Below are 15,937 nucleotides of genomic sequence, written 5' to 3'. Positions count from 1 at the left end.
CTCCGTTTCGACGGTTCCCTGCCCACACGACGTTGCGCAGCGTCTAACGGGCGGGGAACCGTCGAAATGGCGGTGGCTCCGGCGGCAGGGCTACCGGGGAGGCGGGTCCGTCACCGTCACCCGCACCGCGCAGGCGTCCGCCGCGGCCTTCTTCAGGACGGCGGCCCGGGGATCGGGGACGTCGAGGTAGGCCAGGCGCGGCAGGCCTGCCCAGGGCTTCAGGGCAGGGTGCGCCAAAACTTCGTCAGCCAGGCCGCGGTCGCCGCCCGGGAGGATGTATTCGAAGACCTGGCCGCCAAAGATCAGCCGCGCCTGCTCCGCCACGGCCTCCACCATGGCGTCCGCCTGGTTGCCGCGGCGCCGGGCGAACCGCTGCTGCGACTGGCCGCCCGCGGCGGTGCGGGACTGCACATACTTGGAACCGGTTTTGGCAGCGAGGATGACCCCCTCGCTGGCCACGGCCACGCCATACCCTCCGCGGCGGACCAGCAGCAGGCCCACCGTGCGCGGCTGGGATGCCAGGGAAGCCAGCCGTTCCACGAGGCCGGATCCCCGCCCCGGCCGCCCGTCGTCGGGCCACGGCGCCACCAGCAGCGCGGTGGCGCCGTCCGCGGCAGCCAGCCGTACGCCGTCGTCGTGGTCCTCATAGCCGAGGTCACCGTGGCTGGCGGCGAACCGTTCAACCCAGCCGGCCAGCCGCGGGCCGGGGACGAACGCAGTCCTCGTGGACGCTGCCCGTCCTCGCACTGCATGTCCCTGTTCCGGACGGCTGCCTGGCATTCCCGATTCCCCGCTTTCGTGGCCGGATTTTTCCTGCTGATTCTGGAAGTAGCCTATCTATGTGGATGATCTCTTTGGTTCGGCGTTACAGGACAGCGACGACGGCGACAACGACGACGCCGCCGAATCGGCCCAGTCCCGGTCCGGCCAGGCCCGTTCCGCGCAGGCCCGTTCCACCCAGCCGCGCGGCCCGCTGGCCGTCCGGATGCGTCCCCGCACGGTGGACGAGGTGGTGGGCCAGCAGCATCTGCTGGGCCAGGGTTCCCCGCTGCGGCAGCTGGCAGCCGGGGCCGAAGCCGCCGGGCCGGCCGGCCCCAGCTCGCTCATCCTGTGGGGGCCGCCGGGCACCGGGAAGACCACGCTGGCCCACGTGATCGCGCGGGGTCCCGGGCGCAAATTCGTGGAACTGTCCGCCATCACCGCCGGCGTCAAGGATGTCCGCCGCGTCATGGACGACGCCCTGACCGCCCGTGACCTGTACAAGACCACCACCGTCCTGTTCCTCGACGAGATCCACCGCTTCAACAAGGCACAGCAGGATGCGTTGCTGCCCGGCGTCGAAAAGGGCTGGGTGGTGCTGGTGGCGGCCACCACGGAGAACCCGTCGTTTTCGGTGGTGTCGCCGCTGCTCTCCCGCTCCCTGCTCCTGACGCTCAAGCCGCTCACCGACGCGGACATCGAGGGCCTGCTGGTGCGGGCCGTTGAGGATCCCCGCGGGTTGAACAACGACGTCCGGCTCAGCGACGAGGCACTGGAACATCTCGTCAGGCTTTCCGGCGGGGACGCCCGCCGGGCGCTGACGGCGCTGGAAGCCGCCGCCGGCGTTGCGTTCGGTGACGCGGACGACGTCGACAGTTCAGTTGCGGCGGAAGGTGACACTGCTGCAGATGTGCCGGGCCAGCCGGTCACCGTGGAACTGCGGCACACCGAGCGTGCCCTGGACGCCGCAGCAGTCCGCTACGACCGCGCAGGGGACCAGCACTATGACGTGGCCAGCGCGTTCATCAAGTCCATCCGCGGGTCAGACGTTGACGCAGCACTGCACTACCTGGCGCGGATGCTGGAAGCGGGGGAGGACCCGCGCTTCGTGGCCCGGCGGATCGTGATCTCGGCCGCGGAGGACGTGGGCATGGCGGATCCGACCGCCCTGCAGACCGCCGTGGCCGCGGCGCAGGCCGTGCAGCTCATCGGAATGCCAGAGGGCCGCATCGTCCTCGCCGAGGCCGTGGTCCACCTAGCCACAGCGCCGAAGTCCAACGCGGCCTACATGGGCATCAACAAGGCCATCGCAGACGTGCGGGCAGGACTGGGCAACGGCATCCCGGCGCACCTGCGCGATGCGCATTATCCCGGGTCCAAGCAGCTCGGCCACGGGGTGGGCTACAAGTACGCCCATGATGCGCCGCATTCGGTGGCCGCCCAGCAGTATCCGCCGGACGACCTCGTGGGCCGCGACTACTACGAGCCCACGGCCAACGGCGCGGAGCGGGACATCGCCGTCCGGCTTGAGCGCCTCCGGAAGATTGTCCGGGGCCAGTGAGGTTCTGGTAAGATTGATCCTTGTCTGGCAAGGCTCGGACGCACAATCCCACCAATTCACGTTGATGAGGTTATGCCCTGCGCCCAGTAGCAAAAGGCAGCGGTTGGCCGATGCTCTCCATCTTGGAGGCCAGTAACACTGACACACCGCAGATATTGGAAGGACACAAGTGGCTAACAACACTCGTGCTCGCCGTACCGCACGCCTCTCGCGTGCACTCGGCATCGCTCTGACCCCCAAGGCCGCCAAGTACATGGAGCGCCGTCCGTACGGCCCCGGCGAGCATGGCCGTGCCCGCAAGAAGCAGGACTCCGACTACGCCGTACGTCTGCGCGAAAAGCAGCGTCTGCGCGCCCAGTACGGCATCCGCGAAGCCCAGATGACCCGTGCCTTCGAAGAAGCACGCCGCACCAAGGGCCTGACCGGTGAAAACCTGATCGAACTGCTCGAAATGCGTCTCGACGCCCTCGTGCTGCGTGCAGGCTTCGCCCGCACCATCGCCCAGGCCCGCCAGCTGGTTGTGCACCGCCACATCCTGGTTGACGGCATCCGCGTTGACCGCCCGTCGTTCCGCGTCGGTGAAGGCCAGCTCGTCCACGTACACAGCCGCAGCGAGACCATGGTCCCGCTCCAGGTTGCAGCAGCCGGCGCACACCGCGACGTCCTGCCCGCCGTGCCGGCTTACCTGGACGTCAAGCTGGACGCCCTGCAGGCCCGCCTGGTTCGCCGCCCGAAGCGCTCCGAGGTCCCCGTGACCTGCGAAGAGCAGCTCGTCGTCGAATTCTACGCACGCTAAATTCCGGCAGCGTATCCAAAGAAGCCCGTGGCAAGCGCCGCGGGCTTCTTTGTATGTAAGGTACTTGGGGGACATTTGCGGCTCCACTACTTTTGCCGCCGCGCGCCCCGTACGGTTCCACGGAGTTTCAAGGAGATGAACGTCTATGTCTGGTGGCGATATTGCCGGCCTGATCGCGGCCGGGGTATTTGCGCTCCTGGTCCTGTTGCTTGCTGTGCCCATCCTCAAGCTGGGGCGGGTGTTCGACGAGGTGCGGACATCCATCCGCTCCATCAGCGACGGCGCCACCCCGCTCATGGACGAGGTCACCGCAACGGTCTCCACCACCAACCAGCAACTGAAGAAGGTGGACGGCATTGCGTCCAACGTTTCGGACGCCTCAGCGAACATCTCCGCGCTGTCCTCCCTCGTGGCCGCAACCGTCGGCTCGCCGCTGATCAAGGTGGCCGCGTTCAGCTACGGCGTCCGCTCCGCGTTCGCCGCCCGCAAGAAGCCCGCCACCGGCCGCCGCAGCCGCTAAGCCCACCCGGAGAACTGAAATGAAACGACTTGTCTGGATGGGAATCGGCGTGGCCATCGGGGTCATCGCGTTCCGCAAGGTCACCGAGGCGCAGTCCGCGCTCGGGCCCGAGGGCCTGAACCGGGCCGTGGGCCGGCTCGCCGACGGCGTGTACGACTTCGCCGACGCCGTCCGCGCCGGCATGCGCGAACGGGAAACGGACCTTCGCACCGCGCTGGGTGTTGAATCCCAGGACCTCGCCCGCCGCTAAACGCGCGAGAATTAAAACCTGCAGTGCCGTCCGACACCGGGACTGCCTTTGAATCAAACTCTCACGCGCCAGCATGCGTGAACCAAGAAGGGTAAGTAATCAGCTCATGAAGTCGCAGGAGATCACAAAGCGCTGGGTGGATTTTTTCGTCAGCAAAGGCCACACGGCGGTTCCCTCCGCATCGCTGGTCTCCAGCGACCCCTCCCTGCTGTTCACGGTTGCCGGCATGGTTCCGTTCATCCCGTACCTGACCGCACGCGAGGAACCGCCCTACTCCCGGGCCACCAGCGTCCAGAAGTGCATCCGCACCGGTGACATTGAGGAAGTGGGCAAAACCGCCCGCCACGGCACCTTCTTCCAGATGTGCGGCAACTTCTCCTTCGGGGACTACTTCAAGGAAGACGCCATCAAGTTCGCGTGGGAGCTGCTCACCACGAGCGTCGCCGACGGCGGATACGGCCTTCCGCCGGAGCTGCTGTGGGTGACCGTGTACGAAGAGGACGATGAGGCCGAGGAACTCTGGCTCAAGAACACCGGAGTCCCCGCCGAGCGCATCCAGCGCATGGGCAAGTCGGACAACTACTGGTCCACCGGCCAGCCCGGCCCGGCCGGCCCCTGCTCGGAGATCTACTACGACCGCGGCCCCGCCTACGGCGCCGAGGGCGGACCCATTGCCGACGAGAACCGGTACGTGGAGATCTGGAACCTCGTGTTCATGCAGTACCAGATCGACAACGTCCGCTCGAAGGTCGAGTTCGACATCATGGGCGAACTGCCCAAGAAAAACATCGACACGGGCCTGGGCATGGAACGCCTCGCCATGATCCTGCAGGACGTCGAGAACATGTACGAGACCGACCAGGTGCGCCCGGTCATCGACATGGCCGCCAAGCTCTCGGGCAGGGAATACACCTCCGCCGAGACGGAGGACGACCCGCACCACACCGACGACGTCCGCATGCGCGTTGTTGCCGACCACATCCGGTCCTCCCTGATGCTCATCGCCGACGGCGTCACGCCCTCCAACGAAGGCCGCGGCTACGTGCTGCGGCGCCTCATCCGCCGCGCGGTCCGCTCCATGCGCCTGCTGGGCGTGGAACAGGCCTGCCTGCCGGACCTGCTGCCCGCCTCGCGCGACGCCATGAAGGGCGTGTACCCCATCGTGGACACGGACTTCGACCGCATCAGCCGGATCGCCTACGCCGAAGAGAAGGCGTTCCTGCGCACCATCGCCTCCGGCACTGCCCGCCTTGAGGATGCCGTCAAGGAATCGAAAGCTGCCGGGCGTTCCCTGTCCGGCGCCGACGCGTTCGCGCTGCACGACACCTACGGCTTCCCCATCGACCTGACGCTCGAAATGGCCGAGGAAGCCGGCCTGAAGGTGGACGAGCCCGAGTTCCGCAAGCTCATGCTCGAGCAGCGCCAGCGCGCCCAGGCCGACGCCAAGGGCAAGAAGGGCGGCCATGCCGACCTCTCCGCCTTCCAGGAACTCCTGGCAGAAGGCGAAACCGTCTTTACGGGCTACACCGACCTCGAGGGCGAATCCCGGGTCCGCGGCATCCTCAGCGCCGGCAGCAAGGTGTCCCAGGCAGCCACCGGCGACGAAATCGAACTGGTGCTCGCCGAGACTCCGTTCTACGCTGAGGCTGGCGGCCAGGCAGCCGACACCGGCCTCATCACCGGTGACGGATTCGTCGTCGAGGTACTGGACGTCCAGCGTCCGATCAAGGGCCTAAGCGTGCACAAGGCCATCGTCCGCGAAGGCGAGATCGCTTCTGACGCACTGGTCCGTGCCGCGGTGGACCGCGAACGGCGCCACGCTGCACAGCAGGCGCACACCGGAACGCACATTGTGCACGCGGCGCTGCACCAGATTCTCGGCCCGCAGGCCACCCAGCGCGGTTCGTTCAACAAGGCCGGGTACCTCCGGTTCGACTTCGCCTGGGGTGAAGGACTGAGCGCCGCCACCAAGTCCGAGGTCGAGGAAGTCTCCAACCTCGCCATCCGCAACAACTTCCACGTGGAGACCAAGGTCATGGGCCTCGCCGAGGCCAAGGCCCTCGGTGCCATGGCGCTGTTCGGCGAGAACTACGGCAGCGAGGTCCGGGTTGTGGAGATCGACGGCGCGTGGTCCCGCGAGCTGTGCGGCGGCACCCATGTGTCCAACACTTCCCTGATCGGCAGCCTGTCCCTGCTCGGCGAACAGTCCGTCGGATCCGGAAACCGCCGCGTCGAGGCCTTCGTCGGCATGGACGCCTTCCGGCATCTGGCCGCCGAACGCGCCCTCGTGACCGAACTCACCGAGATGCTCAAGGTGCCCTCCGGGCAGCTGGCGGACCGCATCTCCGCGACCCTCACCAAGCTGAAGGCCACGGAAAAGGAACTCGAGCGGCTCCGCAAGGAACAGCTCGCGGCCGCTGCTGCCCAGCTCGCCGGAACCGCCGTGGACGCCGCTGGCGTCCGGGTTATCGCGCACGACGCCGGCCAGGTCAGCGGTGCCGACGACATCCGCGGTCTGGCCCTGGACCTGCGCAGCCGGCTCGGCTCCGACGCCGCCACGGTTGCCGTGGCCGGCGTCAGCAACGACCGCCCGGTCATCCTGGTGGCCACCAACGAAGCCGCCCGTGAAGCCGGAGTCAAGGCCGGCGCGCTGGTCCGGCTCGCTGCCGGGATCCTCGGCGGCGGCGGTGGCGGCAAGGACGACGTGGCGCAGGGCGGCGGCACCGACGCCTCCAAGGTGGGCGCCGCACTGTCCGCCGTCGTTGATTCAATCACCAGGCGCTAACAAACCGTGACTTCTTCCGCTGAGCCGCACGTCCACCCCCGGGGCATCAAACTGGGGGTGGACGTGGGGACCGTCCGCGTTGGCGTCGCCATCTGTGACCGGGACGAGATCCTGGCCACACCGCTGAAGACACTGGACCGCAATGCCAAGAAGAATTTGGACGTCCGGATCATCGCCGCGCTGGCGGCGGACCGGGGAGCCGTGCAGATATTTGTGGGCCTGCCGCGGACCATGAAAGGCGAGGAACACGCCTCAGCCCGGATGGCCACCGAGTACGCACAGCTGCTGGTTGAAGAGCTGGAGCGATCCGGTTCGGACGTCCCGGTACACCTGGTTGACGAACGGCTCAGCACCGTCACGGCCCACCGCAACCTTCACGAAGCTGGCATGAGCAGCAAAAATCACCGTAAAGTGGTGGATCAGGTTGCGGCTGCGGGAATATTGCAGCACGCCATCGACATGCAAAAAGCCAGGGGAACGGATGTGGGGAGCCGTGTGCACGCGCTTCCCCGTACGGGGCTGCCCGGACACGCCGCCGCAACAGAAACTGCTGCACGGCCGTCTCCGGAAAAGGAAACACGATCTTCAGAGGATGGAAAGCTACAGTGAGCCCGGTCAATAGCGACGACTCCTCCGGCGACCCCTTCACGGACGCCGGACTGCCCCTGACACGCAAGGAGATCCGCGCCCGCGAGAAGGCCGTCACCGGCGATGCCGTGCCCGAGCAGGCCTACGAGTCCGGCGATGCCGTGCCCGAGCAGGCCCACGAGTCCGGCGAAGAGGTGCACGCTGGAGCGGGAGCCGCACAGCGGACCGGGGCTTCCGCTTCAGTCTCCGCTCCGGCCCCGGTTTCCGGTTCGAACGCCCCCCGGACGGCGGCCATGCCGGCTGCTCCGGCGGCGAAGCCGGTTCCTGCTGCCGAGCCTCTTTCACCCGATGAGGTTCCAGACGCTCCGCCGGTTCCGCCCACCATCCACGATCCCGTCGCGGATGCGGACGCTGGGCCCGAGGTCCACGACGCCCAGTCGGAGGTCCACGTCGCCCAGTCGGAAGATGCGCCGCACTTCGCCGAATTCGCGCAGGGCCACCATGCCGAGTTCGAGCCCGGCCACCTTTACGAGGATGGCCACCACTACGACGAGCACCACGAAACTTACGAGGAGCATGAGCACTACGAGCAACAGGCCGCGGGGCACCAGCTCTTGGCCGGCGCCCAAGACGTAGCCACGGTGGCCCGGCCATCCAAGAAAGTCCGGCGCCGGCGCCGCCTTGTGGCGCTGCTGCTGACGCTCACGCTGTTCGTCACCGCCACCGTTGTCGGTGCGCAGTTCCTGAAGCCGCTGCTGGGGAACGACAAGCCGGGCGACTTCCCAGGTCCCGGCACCGGCCAGGTCAAGGTGTCGGTCGATCCGGGCGAAGGTCCGGTGTCTGTTGCTGCCAAGCTCGAAGACGCGAAGGTGGTGGCCAACGCCGAAACCTTCATAGCAGCCCTGACCGCATCCGGCGGTACCCTGTCGCCGGGGGAGTACGACTTTAAACAGGAAATGAAGAACTCCGACGCCGTCTCCGTACTTCTCAACGAGGGACAGGCGAAGGTCATGTACTTCGCCCTCAACGCGGGCCTGCGGATTGATGAATCCCTGCAGGCGATCTCGGAGGGGTCCGGTCTTTCGCTGGCGCAGCTGAAGGCACTCAGTGACGCGCCCAAGCAGTTCGGACTGCCCGCGAAGGCAAAGAACCTGGAAGGGTTCCTGGCGCCGGGGGAGTACCGTTTTCCGCTGGAAACCACCGCCAGGGAGATCCTCACCAAGCTGGTGAAGACCACCCAGGATGAACTGAAGGCACAGGGCGTCACGGATCCCGCCAAGCAGTACGACGCCGTCACCGTTGCCAGCATCGTGCAGGCTGAGGGCGGCCAGGCCGAGTACAAGGACGTCGCCGGCGCCATCTACAACCGGCTGAAGCCCACCAACACCGAAACGAATGGCCTGATTCAATCGGACGCCACAGTGACGTACGGCCTGGGCAAGAAGACGTTCCACATCGACGAGGCCGAGAAGGCAGACAAGTCCAACCCGTACAACACGTACGCCATCCAGGGCCTGCCCGCCGGGCCGATCGGATCGCCGGGCAAGAATGCCATCGACGCGGCCGCCAAGCCGAACGACAACGATTACCTGTACTGGGTGACCATCAACCTCGACACCAAGGAGACGAAGTTCTCCAAGACGCTGGCCGAGCACAACGGCTACGTCGAGCAGTACAACGCCTGGTGCGAGGCCAACCCGGGCCGCTGCGTATGAGCCTGCGGGCAGCCGTCCTGGGGCACCCCATCGGCCATTCGAAGTCACCGGCGCTCCACCTTGCCGCTTACGCGCGGCTGGGCGCGGACATCGGCTACAGCGCCATTGATGTGACTGAAGAGTCACTGCCGGCGTTCATGGACTCCATCCGCGCCGAGGCCGGCTGGCGGGGATTGTCCGTCACCATGCCGCTGAAGAAGGCCATGGTCTCCGAGGTGGACGAGGTCCGGGGCGTGGCCCAGGTCCTGGGCGTCATCAACACCGTGGTGTTCGAAGGTGCCGGGGAGGCCACCAGGCGGATCGGCTACAACACCGACGTTGCTGGGATAGTCAACGCCCTCCGCAACGCCGGCGCCGCCGACGGACCCTCGGGCGTCATTCTTGGCGGCGGCGGCACCGCCGCCGCGGCAGTGGCTGCCCTGCAGGAGCTTGGCGCGGTGTCCGTGGACCTGTATGTCCGGAACACCGCCCGGGCCGAAGAGGCCAAGGCCGCAGCCAGCGGGCTCGGCATGGACATCACCGTCCATTCCCTCGAAGGTGCGGTCGACGCGATGGCGGGCGCCGGCGTCGTAGTCTCCACGCTGCCGCCGCGGGCGGCCGACGGGATGGCCACAGAGCTGGAGGCGCTCGGGCGGCGCACTGACGGCGTCATGCTGGACGTCGCCTACGATCCCTGGCCCAGCCGGATTGCCGCCGCGTGGCACGCCGGCGGCGGAACAGTGGTTCCCGGCCTTGAGATGCTGCTCTACCAGGCGGTGGAGCAGGTCCGGCATTTCACCGGCCTGGCAGAGGCCGGCAGCGCCGGCGTCATAGATGTGATGTGCGACGCAGTCGGGGCACCCCGGCGGGTGTCCTGACCGCCAGACATGGCAGGATGGTTTTTATGTTGCGTTGGTTGACCGCCGGTGAGTCCCATGGCCCGGCACTGGTCGGAATTATCGAAGGCGTCCCCGCAGGTGTTGAACTCACCAGCGGGCAGATCGCCGATGCCCTTGCCCGCCGGCGGCTCGGCTACGGCCGCGGGGCACGGATGAAGTTTGAGCAGGACGTCGTCACGATCCTCGGCGGTGTCCGCCACGGCATCACCCAGGGCGGCCCCGTCGCCATCCAGGTGGGCAACACCGAATGGCCCAAGTGGGAACAGATCATGTCCGCCGATCCTGTAGCCCCCGAGGAACTCGAGGGACAGGCCCGCAACGCCCCGCTGACCCGGCCGCGCCCGGGGCACGCCGACTTTACCGGCATGCAGAAGTACGGCTTCGACGAGGCCCGTCCCGTGCTTGAGCGCGCCAGCGCCCGTGAAACCGCCACGCGTGTAGCCATGGGCACCGTTGCCGCACAGTTCCTGAAGCACCTGGGCATTGAGCTTGTCAGCCACACCGTCTCCATCGCCAGCGTGACCGTTCCCGAGGGCCGGCCGCTGCCGGTGCCGGACAACGTGATCGCGCTCGACGCCGATCCGCTGCGCTGCTTCGACCGGGAAACGTCCGACGCCATGGTGGCGGAGGTGGACGCCGCCCACAAGGAAGGCGAAACCCTCGGCGGCGTGGTGGAGGTTCTTGCCTACGGACTGCCCCCGGGACTCGGCAGCTACGTCCACTGGGACCGCCGCCTCGATTCGCGCCTTGCCGCCGCCCTGATGGGCATCCAGGCCATCAAGGGCGTTGAGGTGGGCGACGGTTTCCTCACCGCCGCACGCCGCGGGTCCGCCGCCCACGACGAGATCGTCAAGGAAGCCAACGGCAGGATCATCCGCACCAGCAACCGCGCCGGCGGCATCGAAGGCGGCATGAGCATCGGGGACGTCCTGCGCGTCCGCGCCGCCATGAAGCCCATCGCCACCGTGCCGCGCGCCCTGAAGACCATCGACATCAGCACCGGCGAGGCGGCCAAGGCCCACCACCAGCGCTCGGACGTCTGTGCGGTTCCGGCCGCCGGCGTGGTGGCCGAGGCCATGGTTGCTCTGGTCCTGGCTGAGGCCGTGACCGAAAAGTTCGGCGGCGACTCCGTGGCCGAGACCGCCCGCAACATCAGGGGCTACCTCGAGAACATTCCGGCGTCGCTGGATACGATCGGACTCTAGTGCCCCGGAGCAAGACACCCTGCGCCGCAGGGGACCGGCCCATTGTGCTCATTGGGCCCATGGCGGTCGGCAAGTCGGCGATCGGGCAGCAGTTGGCGCAACAGCTGGACGCCCCGTTCGTGGACACCGACGCGGTCATTGTGGAGGGCCACGGTTCCATTGCGGATATCTTCGCCAGCCGCGGCGAGCGTGCCTTCCGGGAGATTGAGGCCCGGACCGTTGCCCGCATCATCGAAGCCGCTGCCGGCACGCCCACGGTGGTCTCCCTCGGCGGCGGCTCGGTCCTGGACTCCGGCACCCAGCAGCTGCTGGATCGGTGCACGGTGGTCTATCTGGAGTGCGATGCCGATACCGTCGCCGCACGGATCGCCAAGAATTCCGGGCGTCCGCTGCTCGCGGGTGACGGCATCCGCCGCTGGAAGGCGCTGTTCGCGACCCGGAAGCCTGTCTATGAACGCCTCGCGGACATCGTGCTGGATGTCCGGCAGGGAACCGTGCCGCAACTGGGCCTGAAGCTGGAGGCAGCGCTGTGCGACTTCGCCACCGGCAAGTCAACCGGACCCACCACCGGCAAGATCAACAAAACCGCGACGACGGCAGCCAACGGAAGCGCCGCCGCGAAACAGGAAGTTGAAAAGTGAGCGAATCAACCGTCATCAAGGTCACCGGCCAGTCTGCCGGGGACAACTACGACGTCGTAGTTGGCCGCGGCTTGCTCGGCACCTTGCCGGGACTGCTGGGGGAGCGCGTCCGCCGCGTCCTGGTCATCCACCCGCGGGCCCTCCGGCTCACCGGCGACACGGTCCGGGATGAACTGGCCGCTGCCGGCTTCACCGCCGTCACCGCGGAAATCCCTGACGCTGAGGAAGGCAAGCACATCCAGGTGGCCGCGTTCTGCTGGCAGGTGCTCGGTCAGAACGACTTCACCCGCTCCGACGCCGTGGTCTCCGTCGGCGGCGGCGCCGTCACCGACCTCGCCGGTTTCGTGGCAGCCACCTGGCTGCGCGGCGTCAAGGTCATCCACATGCCCACCAGCCTCCTCGGCATGGTGGATGCGGCGGTGGGCGGCAAGACCGGCATCAACACGGCCGAAGGCAAGAACCTCGTGGGCTCCTTCCACCCGCCCGCAGCCGTCCTCACCGACCTCGACACCCTGAAGACCCTGCCCCGGAACGAGATCATCTCCGGCATGGCCGAGGTGATCAAGTGCGGCTTCATCGCCGATCCCGCCATCCTGGACCTCGTGGAGAAGGATCCCGAGGCCGTCACGGATCCCGGCTCCGACGCCCTGCGTGAACTCATCGAACGGGCCATCGCCGTCAAGGCCCGCGTCGTTTCGGAAGACCTCAAGGAATCCGGGCTCCGCGAAATCCTCAACTACGGCCACACCCTGGGCCACGCCATCGAACTCGTGGAACGCTACTCGTGGCGGCATGGCGCTGCCGTCTCGGTGGGCATGATGTTCGCGGCCGAGCTGTCCCGCAGCGTGGGCCGGCTCAGCGACGCCGACGCGGACCGGCACCGCAGCATCCTCGAATCCCTGGGGCTGCCCGTCACGTACCGGCGCGACCGCTGGCAGGGGCTCCTCGACGGCATGCGCCGCGACAAGAAGTCGCGCGGCGACCTGCTCCGCTTCGTAGTCCTGGACGGAATCGCCAAGCCGGGAATCCTGGACGTGCCGGACACCTCTCTGCTCTTCGCCGCCTACCAGGAGATCGCCTCCTGATGCGCGACGACCAGGGCGGAACCACCGAATGGCCCGACGGCGGATTCCCGGGAATCCGGATCAACCCTGTATCACTGCTTCCTGAGATCACCAGCGAGGAGGCATGTGCCGCCGCGCTCGAGGCGTCCACCGACCCCGCCGACCGGGTCCTGGTGCTGCTGGTGGAGGGTCACGCCGGCGACGCGGCCGAAGTGCTGGCCGAGGCCCGCTACAAGGACCCCGAATCCTTCCGGCTCCGGACCTACGAGGCGGATGTCCTGCGCGTGGCCCACCGCTACGACCGTGCCATTGAACTCTTCCGGCAACTCCTCGGAGAGGCGCACGGCACGGCCAACGAGGCCCTCGCCCACCAGTACCTCGGACGGACGCAGTTCGTCGCAGGGAACATCGGTGCCGCGGTGGAATCCTTCTCCCGCGCGCTGGACCTGCGCGTCGCCCAGTCCGCCGATGCGGCCCTCATCTATTCCTCCACGGTGGCGCTGCAGCGGGCCCGGGACGTTCTCGAACTGGCCTCCTGACGGGTCTTCCTGCTGTACCTGACTGGTCCTCCGGCCGTGCCGCCAAAAGGCCCCGAAAACTGTGCCTGCCTTTTCCGCTAGAATAGTTTCTGGATTTTTGATAACTACACGCTGGCGCGCCGTTCGGCATGCCTGCTTGAAATAACAGCTGGCAGCCAGAACCAGTCAGACACAACCAGAGGAAACCAGTGGCAACCACAAACGACATCAAGAACGGAACTGTCCTGAAGCTTGAGGGCCAGCTCTGGAACGTCATCGAGTTCCAGCACGTCAAGCCGGGCAAGGGTGGCGCGTTCGTGCGCACCAAGATGCGCAACGTCATGTCCGGCAAGGTCGTCGACAAGACCTTCAACGCCGGCCTCAAGATCGAGACCGCCACCGTGGACCGCCGCGACTACCAGTACCTGTACCAGGACGGCGCCGACTTCGTCTTCATGGACACCTCGGACTACGACCAGATCACCGTTTCCGGCGCCACGGTGGGCGACGCCACCAACTTCATGCTCGAAAACCAGATGGTCAACATCGCCATCCACGAAGGCAACCCGCTGTACATCGAGCTGCCGCCGAGCGTTGTCCTCGAAATCACCTACACCGAGCCGGGCCTGCAGGGCGACCGCTCCTCCGCCGGCACCAAGCCCGCCACCCTGGAGACGGGCTACGAGATCCAGGTGCCCCTGTTCGTCGAGAACAACACCAAGGTCAAGGTCGACACCCGCGACGGCAGCTACCTGGGCCGGGTCAACGACTAGTGAGCGCCCGCGGTAAAGCCCGCAACAGGGCTCTTGAGGTCCTCTTCGAGGCCGAGCAGCGCTCTGTCTCGGCCTTCGACGTGCTGCGTGCGCGCCGCGAGAGGACCGACCAGATTGTCAATCCGTACACCCTCGAGATCGTTGAAGGCGTGGTGTCGATGCAGGCCACCATCGACGAATTCCTGGAGACCTACTCGCAGGGCTGGACCCTTGAGCGGATGCCGTCCGTGGACCGCATCATCCTGCGGATCGGCACCTGGGAGCTGCTCTACAACGACGACGTTCCCGACGGCGTCGCGGTCAGCGAAGCTGTCGCGCTGGCCAAGACGCTCTCCACCGACGAGTCGCCGTCGTTCATCAACGGCCTCCTGGGGCGCCTTCAGCAGCTGAAGCCGTCCCTGCTCGCCTGAGCTGAGTATTGCGCAGAAAGCCCTGCCGGGTTCCCGGCAGGGCTTTCTGCATTACTGCTGGACGCCCAGTTACTGCTGGACTGTTCCTTACTGCTGGACGGCGGCCCGAAGTTCGGTCAGGTGGCGCAGCTGCTGCACCTCGTCCTGCTGGTGGGACTGTACATCCCTGCCGCTGAGGATCCGCTGCCGGGTGAACGCCAGGCGCGTCGCCGCCTTGACGAACTCCTTCATCTGATCGCCCCGGTTGTAGGACCCCGCCCAGCGCACGGCCTGCCGGCGGCCTCCGGGAGTGGACAGCAGCTCCACCTCGGCCGGCGCGAACCATCCCGCGGCGGCGTACTCCTGAAGGCGCTGCCGGGTGAGGCGTGTTTCCGCGACCCGCAGCACCACGATGCAGGCCACGGCCAGCAGGAAGATTGGGACCTGCACCAGCACGTACTGGGCGAGGAAATCCTGTCCCATGCTGTTCCACCGGTTGTGCAGGATCATGGCGGGAACCAGGCCCACGAAGAAGGCGAGCACGGAGACGCCGGAATGCCAGCGCCGCGCTGCCAGGCCCATGATCAGGCCGGTGGTCCCGGTGAAGATTGCGTGCGCAAACGGCGACATCACCCCGCGCAGGAAGAAGATCTGGACAAGGTCGCTGCCGGGCGTGCTGGACTCGGCGATCGCCCGCCCGAAGTACAGGATGTTCTCGGTGAAGGCGAAGCCGCCCGCGATGGTGAACGCAAACACCACCCCGTCCACGGGGCCGTCAAAGTTGCGGCGGGCGAAGAGGAGGAGCAGCAGCAAGCCCAGGGACTTCGCGAATTCCTCCACTACCGGTGCCTGCACCGTGGTCATGAAATCGCGGAATGACGCCTCATCGGTGGCCGGGGCCGCGAGGGCGAAGACCGGCTGAATGAGCAGTGTCACGGCAATGGACACGGCTGCGCCCCAGGTGAAGGCGAACACCAGCAGGCGCTTGGGCTCGGGTTCCCAGCGGTCAATGACGGCGACGGCGAACAGCACCGCCGCCAACGGGATGAGGGAGGCAACAAAACCGATGACGAAGCCGGTGACGCCGGTGCTGGACAGGAGGAACGGCACCACGAGGAAAAGGCTGACGAAGGCAAGGATCCCGCCACCCACCACGAGCCCCAGCGTCCCTGCCCCCGGGCGGGCGGCCACGGTGGACGCGGCCTCCGGGATGACCTGGTACACGGCACCGCCGCGGTGCCCGGGCGCCGGCCGGTAGTTCTGCGGCTGGACGTGGCCCATCCAGCTGGGATTCGTGGGCTGCCCGTTGAACTCAGGTCCGGGGAACTGCCTCTGCTGCGGGTTCATCGACATAGACAGAGCCTATGTGCCCCGCTGTGGGCAACAAAGCACAGGGTTACGAGAAGCCCCGCGGTGTGACGGACGACGCTCTCTGCCGGGGGTCGGGGACAGACGCCCGTGTGGTAATTTTGGAAGGCAAATGTTCCTTTTTTAA

General features: G+C 67.0%; 16 protein-coding genes. 14 read left to right on the top strand and 2 right to left on the bottom strand.

What is annotated here, in order from left to right:
- Positions 1–90: 90 nt before the first annotated feature.
- Positions 91–780, bottom strand: coding sequence for an acVLRF1 family peptidyl-tRNA hydrolase (locus ACTHQX_RS04615; RefSeq protein WP_440156131.1), 690 nt, complete (start codon positions 778–780; stop codon positions 91–93).
- Between the two features lie 61 nt (positions 781–841).
- On the opposite strand from ACTHQX_RS04615, the gene ACTHQX_RS04610 reads away from it, so the two are divergent.
- The 14 genes from ACTHQX_RS04610 (at position 842) to nusB (ending at position 14,463) form a co-directional block, all read left to right on the top strand.
- Positions 842–2,320 (top strand): replication-associated recombination protein A, encoded by a 1,479-nt coding sequence (locus ACTHQX_RS04610; RefSeq protein WP_236803482.1) that lies wholly within the window; start codon positions 842–844, stop codon positions 2,318–2,320.
- Positions 2,321–2,489: 169 nt separating this feature from the next.
- Positions 2,490–3,116, top strand: a complete 627-nt coding sequence (gene rpsD / locus ACTHQX_RS04605; RefSeq protein ID WP_190602692.1) for a 30S ribosomal protein S4 — start codon at positions 2,490–2,492, stop codon at positions 3,114–3,116.
- Between the two features lie 145 nt (positions 3,117–3,261).
- Positions 3,262–3,636, top strand: coding sequence for a DUF948 domain-containing protein (locus tag ACTHQX_RS04600; RefSeq protein ID WP_111905421.1), 375 nt, complete (start codon positions 3,262–3,264; stop codon positions 3,634–3,636).
- A 19-nt stretch (positions 3,637–3,655) separates the two neighbouring features.
- Positions 3,656–3,886 carry a DUF6167 family protein gene (locus tag ACTHQX_RS04595; protein ID WP_236803481.1) on the top strand — a complete coding sequence of 77 codons (231 nt, stop codon included), beginning with the start codon at positions 3,656–3,658 and terminating at the stop codon, positions 3,884–3,886.
- 106 nt (positions 3,887–3,992) lie between these two features.
- Positions 3,993–6,671: an alanine--tRNA ligase gene (alaS, locus tag ACTHQX_RS04590; protein ID WP_236803480.1), complete on the top strand. Its 2,679-nt coding sequence runs from the start codon at positions 3,993–3,995 to the stop codon at positions 6,669–6,671.
- 6 nt (positions 6,672–6,677) lie between these two features.
- A complete protein-coding gene (ruvX, locus tag ACTHQX_RS04585) occupies positions 6,678–7,280 on the top strand; it encodes a Holliday junction resolvase RuvX (protein WP_236803479.1) in 603 nt (200 codons plus the stop codon).
- Entirely contained in the window at positions 7,277–8,974 is a 1,698-nt protein-coding gene (mltG, locus tag ACTHQX_RS04580; RefSeq protein ID WP_236803478.1) for an endolytic transglycosylase MltG, read from the top strand. The genes ruvX and mltG overlap by 4 nt, the downstream gene beginning before the upstream one ends.
- Positions 8,971–9,831 (top strand): shikimate dehydrogenase, encoded by an 861-nt coding sequence (locus tag ACTHQX_RS04575; protein WP_440156134.1) that lies wholly within the window; start codon positions 8,971–8,973, stop codon positions 9,829–9,831. The genes mltG and ACTHQX_RS04575 overlap by 4 nt, the downstream gene beginning before the upstream one ends.
- A 26-nt stretch (positions 9,832–9,857) precedes the next feature.
- Positions 9,858–11,057: a chorismate synthase gene (gene aroC, locus ACTHQX_RS04570; protein WP_440156135.1), complete on the top strand. Its 1,200-nt coding sequence runs from the start codon at positions 9,858–9,860 to the stop codon at positions 11,055–11,057.
- Positions 11,057–11,698, top strand: coding sequence for a shikimate kinase (locus ACTHQX_RS04565; RefSeq protein ID WP_440156137.1), 642 nt, complete (start codon positions 11,057–11,059; stop codon positions 11,696–11,698). The genes aroC and ACTHQX_RS04565 overlap by 1 nt, the downstream gene beginning before the upstream one ends.
- On the top strand, positions 11,695–12,783 hold the full coding sequence (gene aroB / locus ACTHQX_RS04560) for a 3-dehydroquinate synthase (RefSeq protein ID WP_111905429.1): 1,089 nt from the start codon (positions 11,695–11,697) through the stop codon (positions 12,781–12,783). The genes ACTHQX_RS04565 and aroB overlap by 4 nt, the downstream gene beginning before the upstream one ends.
- Positions 12,783–13,301, top strand: coding sequence for a tetratricopeptide repeat protein (locus ACTHQX_RS04555; RefSeq protein ID WP_440156138.1), 519 nt, complete (start codon positions 12,783–12,785; stop codon positions 13,299–13,301). Before aroB ends, ACTHQX_RS04555 begins: the two co-directional genes overlap by 1 nt.
- A 188-nt stretch (positions 13,302–13,489) precedes the next feature.
- Positions 13,490–14,053, top strand: coding sequence for an elongation factor P (gene efp / locus ACTHQX_RS04550; protein ID WP_102972375.1), 564 nt, complete (start codon positions 13,490–13,492; stop codon positions 14,051–14,053).
- On the top strand, positions 14,053–14,463 hold the full coding sequence (nusB, locus tag ACTHQX_RS04545; protein WP_003800750.1) for a transcription antitermination factor NusB: 411 nt from the start codon (positions 14,053–14,055) through the stop codon (positions 14,461–14,463). Before efp ends, nusB begins: the two co-directional genes overlap by 1 nt.
- An 87-nt stretch (positions 14,464–14,550) precedes the next feature.
- Here the strand turns inward: nusB and ACTHQX_RS04540 are convergent, their stop codons facing one another.
- A complete protein-coding gene (locus tag ACTHQX_RS04540; RefSeq protein ID WP_236803472.1) occupies positions 14,551–15,795 on the bottom strand; it encodes a PrsW family intramembrane metalloprotease in 1,245 nt (414 codons plus the stop codon).
- Between the last annotated feature and the right edge of the window lie 142 nt (positions 15,796–15,937).

The organism is Arthrobacter sp. SAFR-023 (assembly GCF_051965295.1).
Lineage (GTDB): Bacteria > Actinomycetota > Actinomycetes > Actinomycetales > Micrococcaceae > Arthrobacter.
The sequence above is the reverse complement of the archived record's forward strand: the minus strand, read 5'-3'. Positions and strand labels throughout refer to the sequence as shown.

Bases quoted from the DNA above. Each gene is read 5' to 3' on its own strand.
- ACTHQX_RS04575 (WP_440156134.1), top strand. From the start codon at position 8,971: ATGAGCCTGCGGGCAGCCGTCCTGGGGCACCCCATCGGCCATTCGAAG.
- ACTHQX_RS04595 (WP_236803481.1), top strand. From the start codon at position 3,656: ATGAAACGACTTGTCTGGATGGGAATCGGCGTGGCCATCGGGGTCATC.
- ACTHQX_RS04600 (WP_111905421.1), top strand. From the start codon at position 3,262: ATGTCTGGTGGCGATATTGCCGGCCTGATCGCGGCCGGGGTATTTGCG.
- alaS (WP_236803480.1), top strand. From the start codon at position 3,993: ATGAAGTCGCAGGAGATCACAAAGCGCTGGGTGGATTTTTTCGTCAGC.
- ACTHQX_RS04540 (WP_236803472.1), bottom strand. From the start codon at position 15,795: ATGTCGATGAACCCGCAGCAGAGGCAGTTCCCCGGACCTGAGTTCAAC.
- ACTHQX_RS04555 (WP_440156138.1), top strand. From the start codon at position 12,783: ATGCGCGACGACCAGGGCGGAACCACCGAATGGCCCGACGGCGGATTC.
- aroC (WP_440156135.1), top strand. From the start codon at position 9,858: ATGTTGCGTTGGTTGACCGCCGGTGAGTCCCATGGCCCGGCACTGGTC.
- ACTHQX_RS04615 (WP_440156131.1), bottom strand. From the start codon at position 780: ATGCCAGGCAGCCGTCCGGAACAGGGACATGCAGTGCGAGGACGGGCA.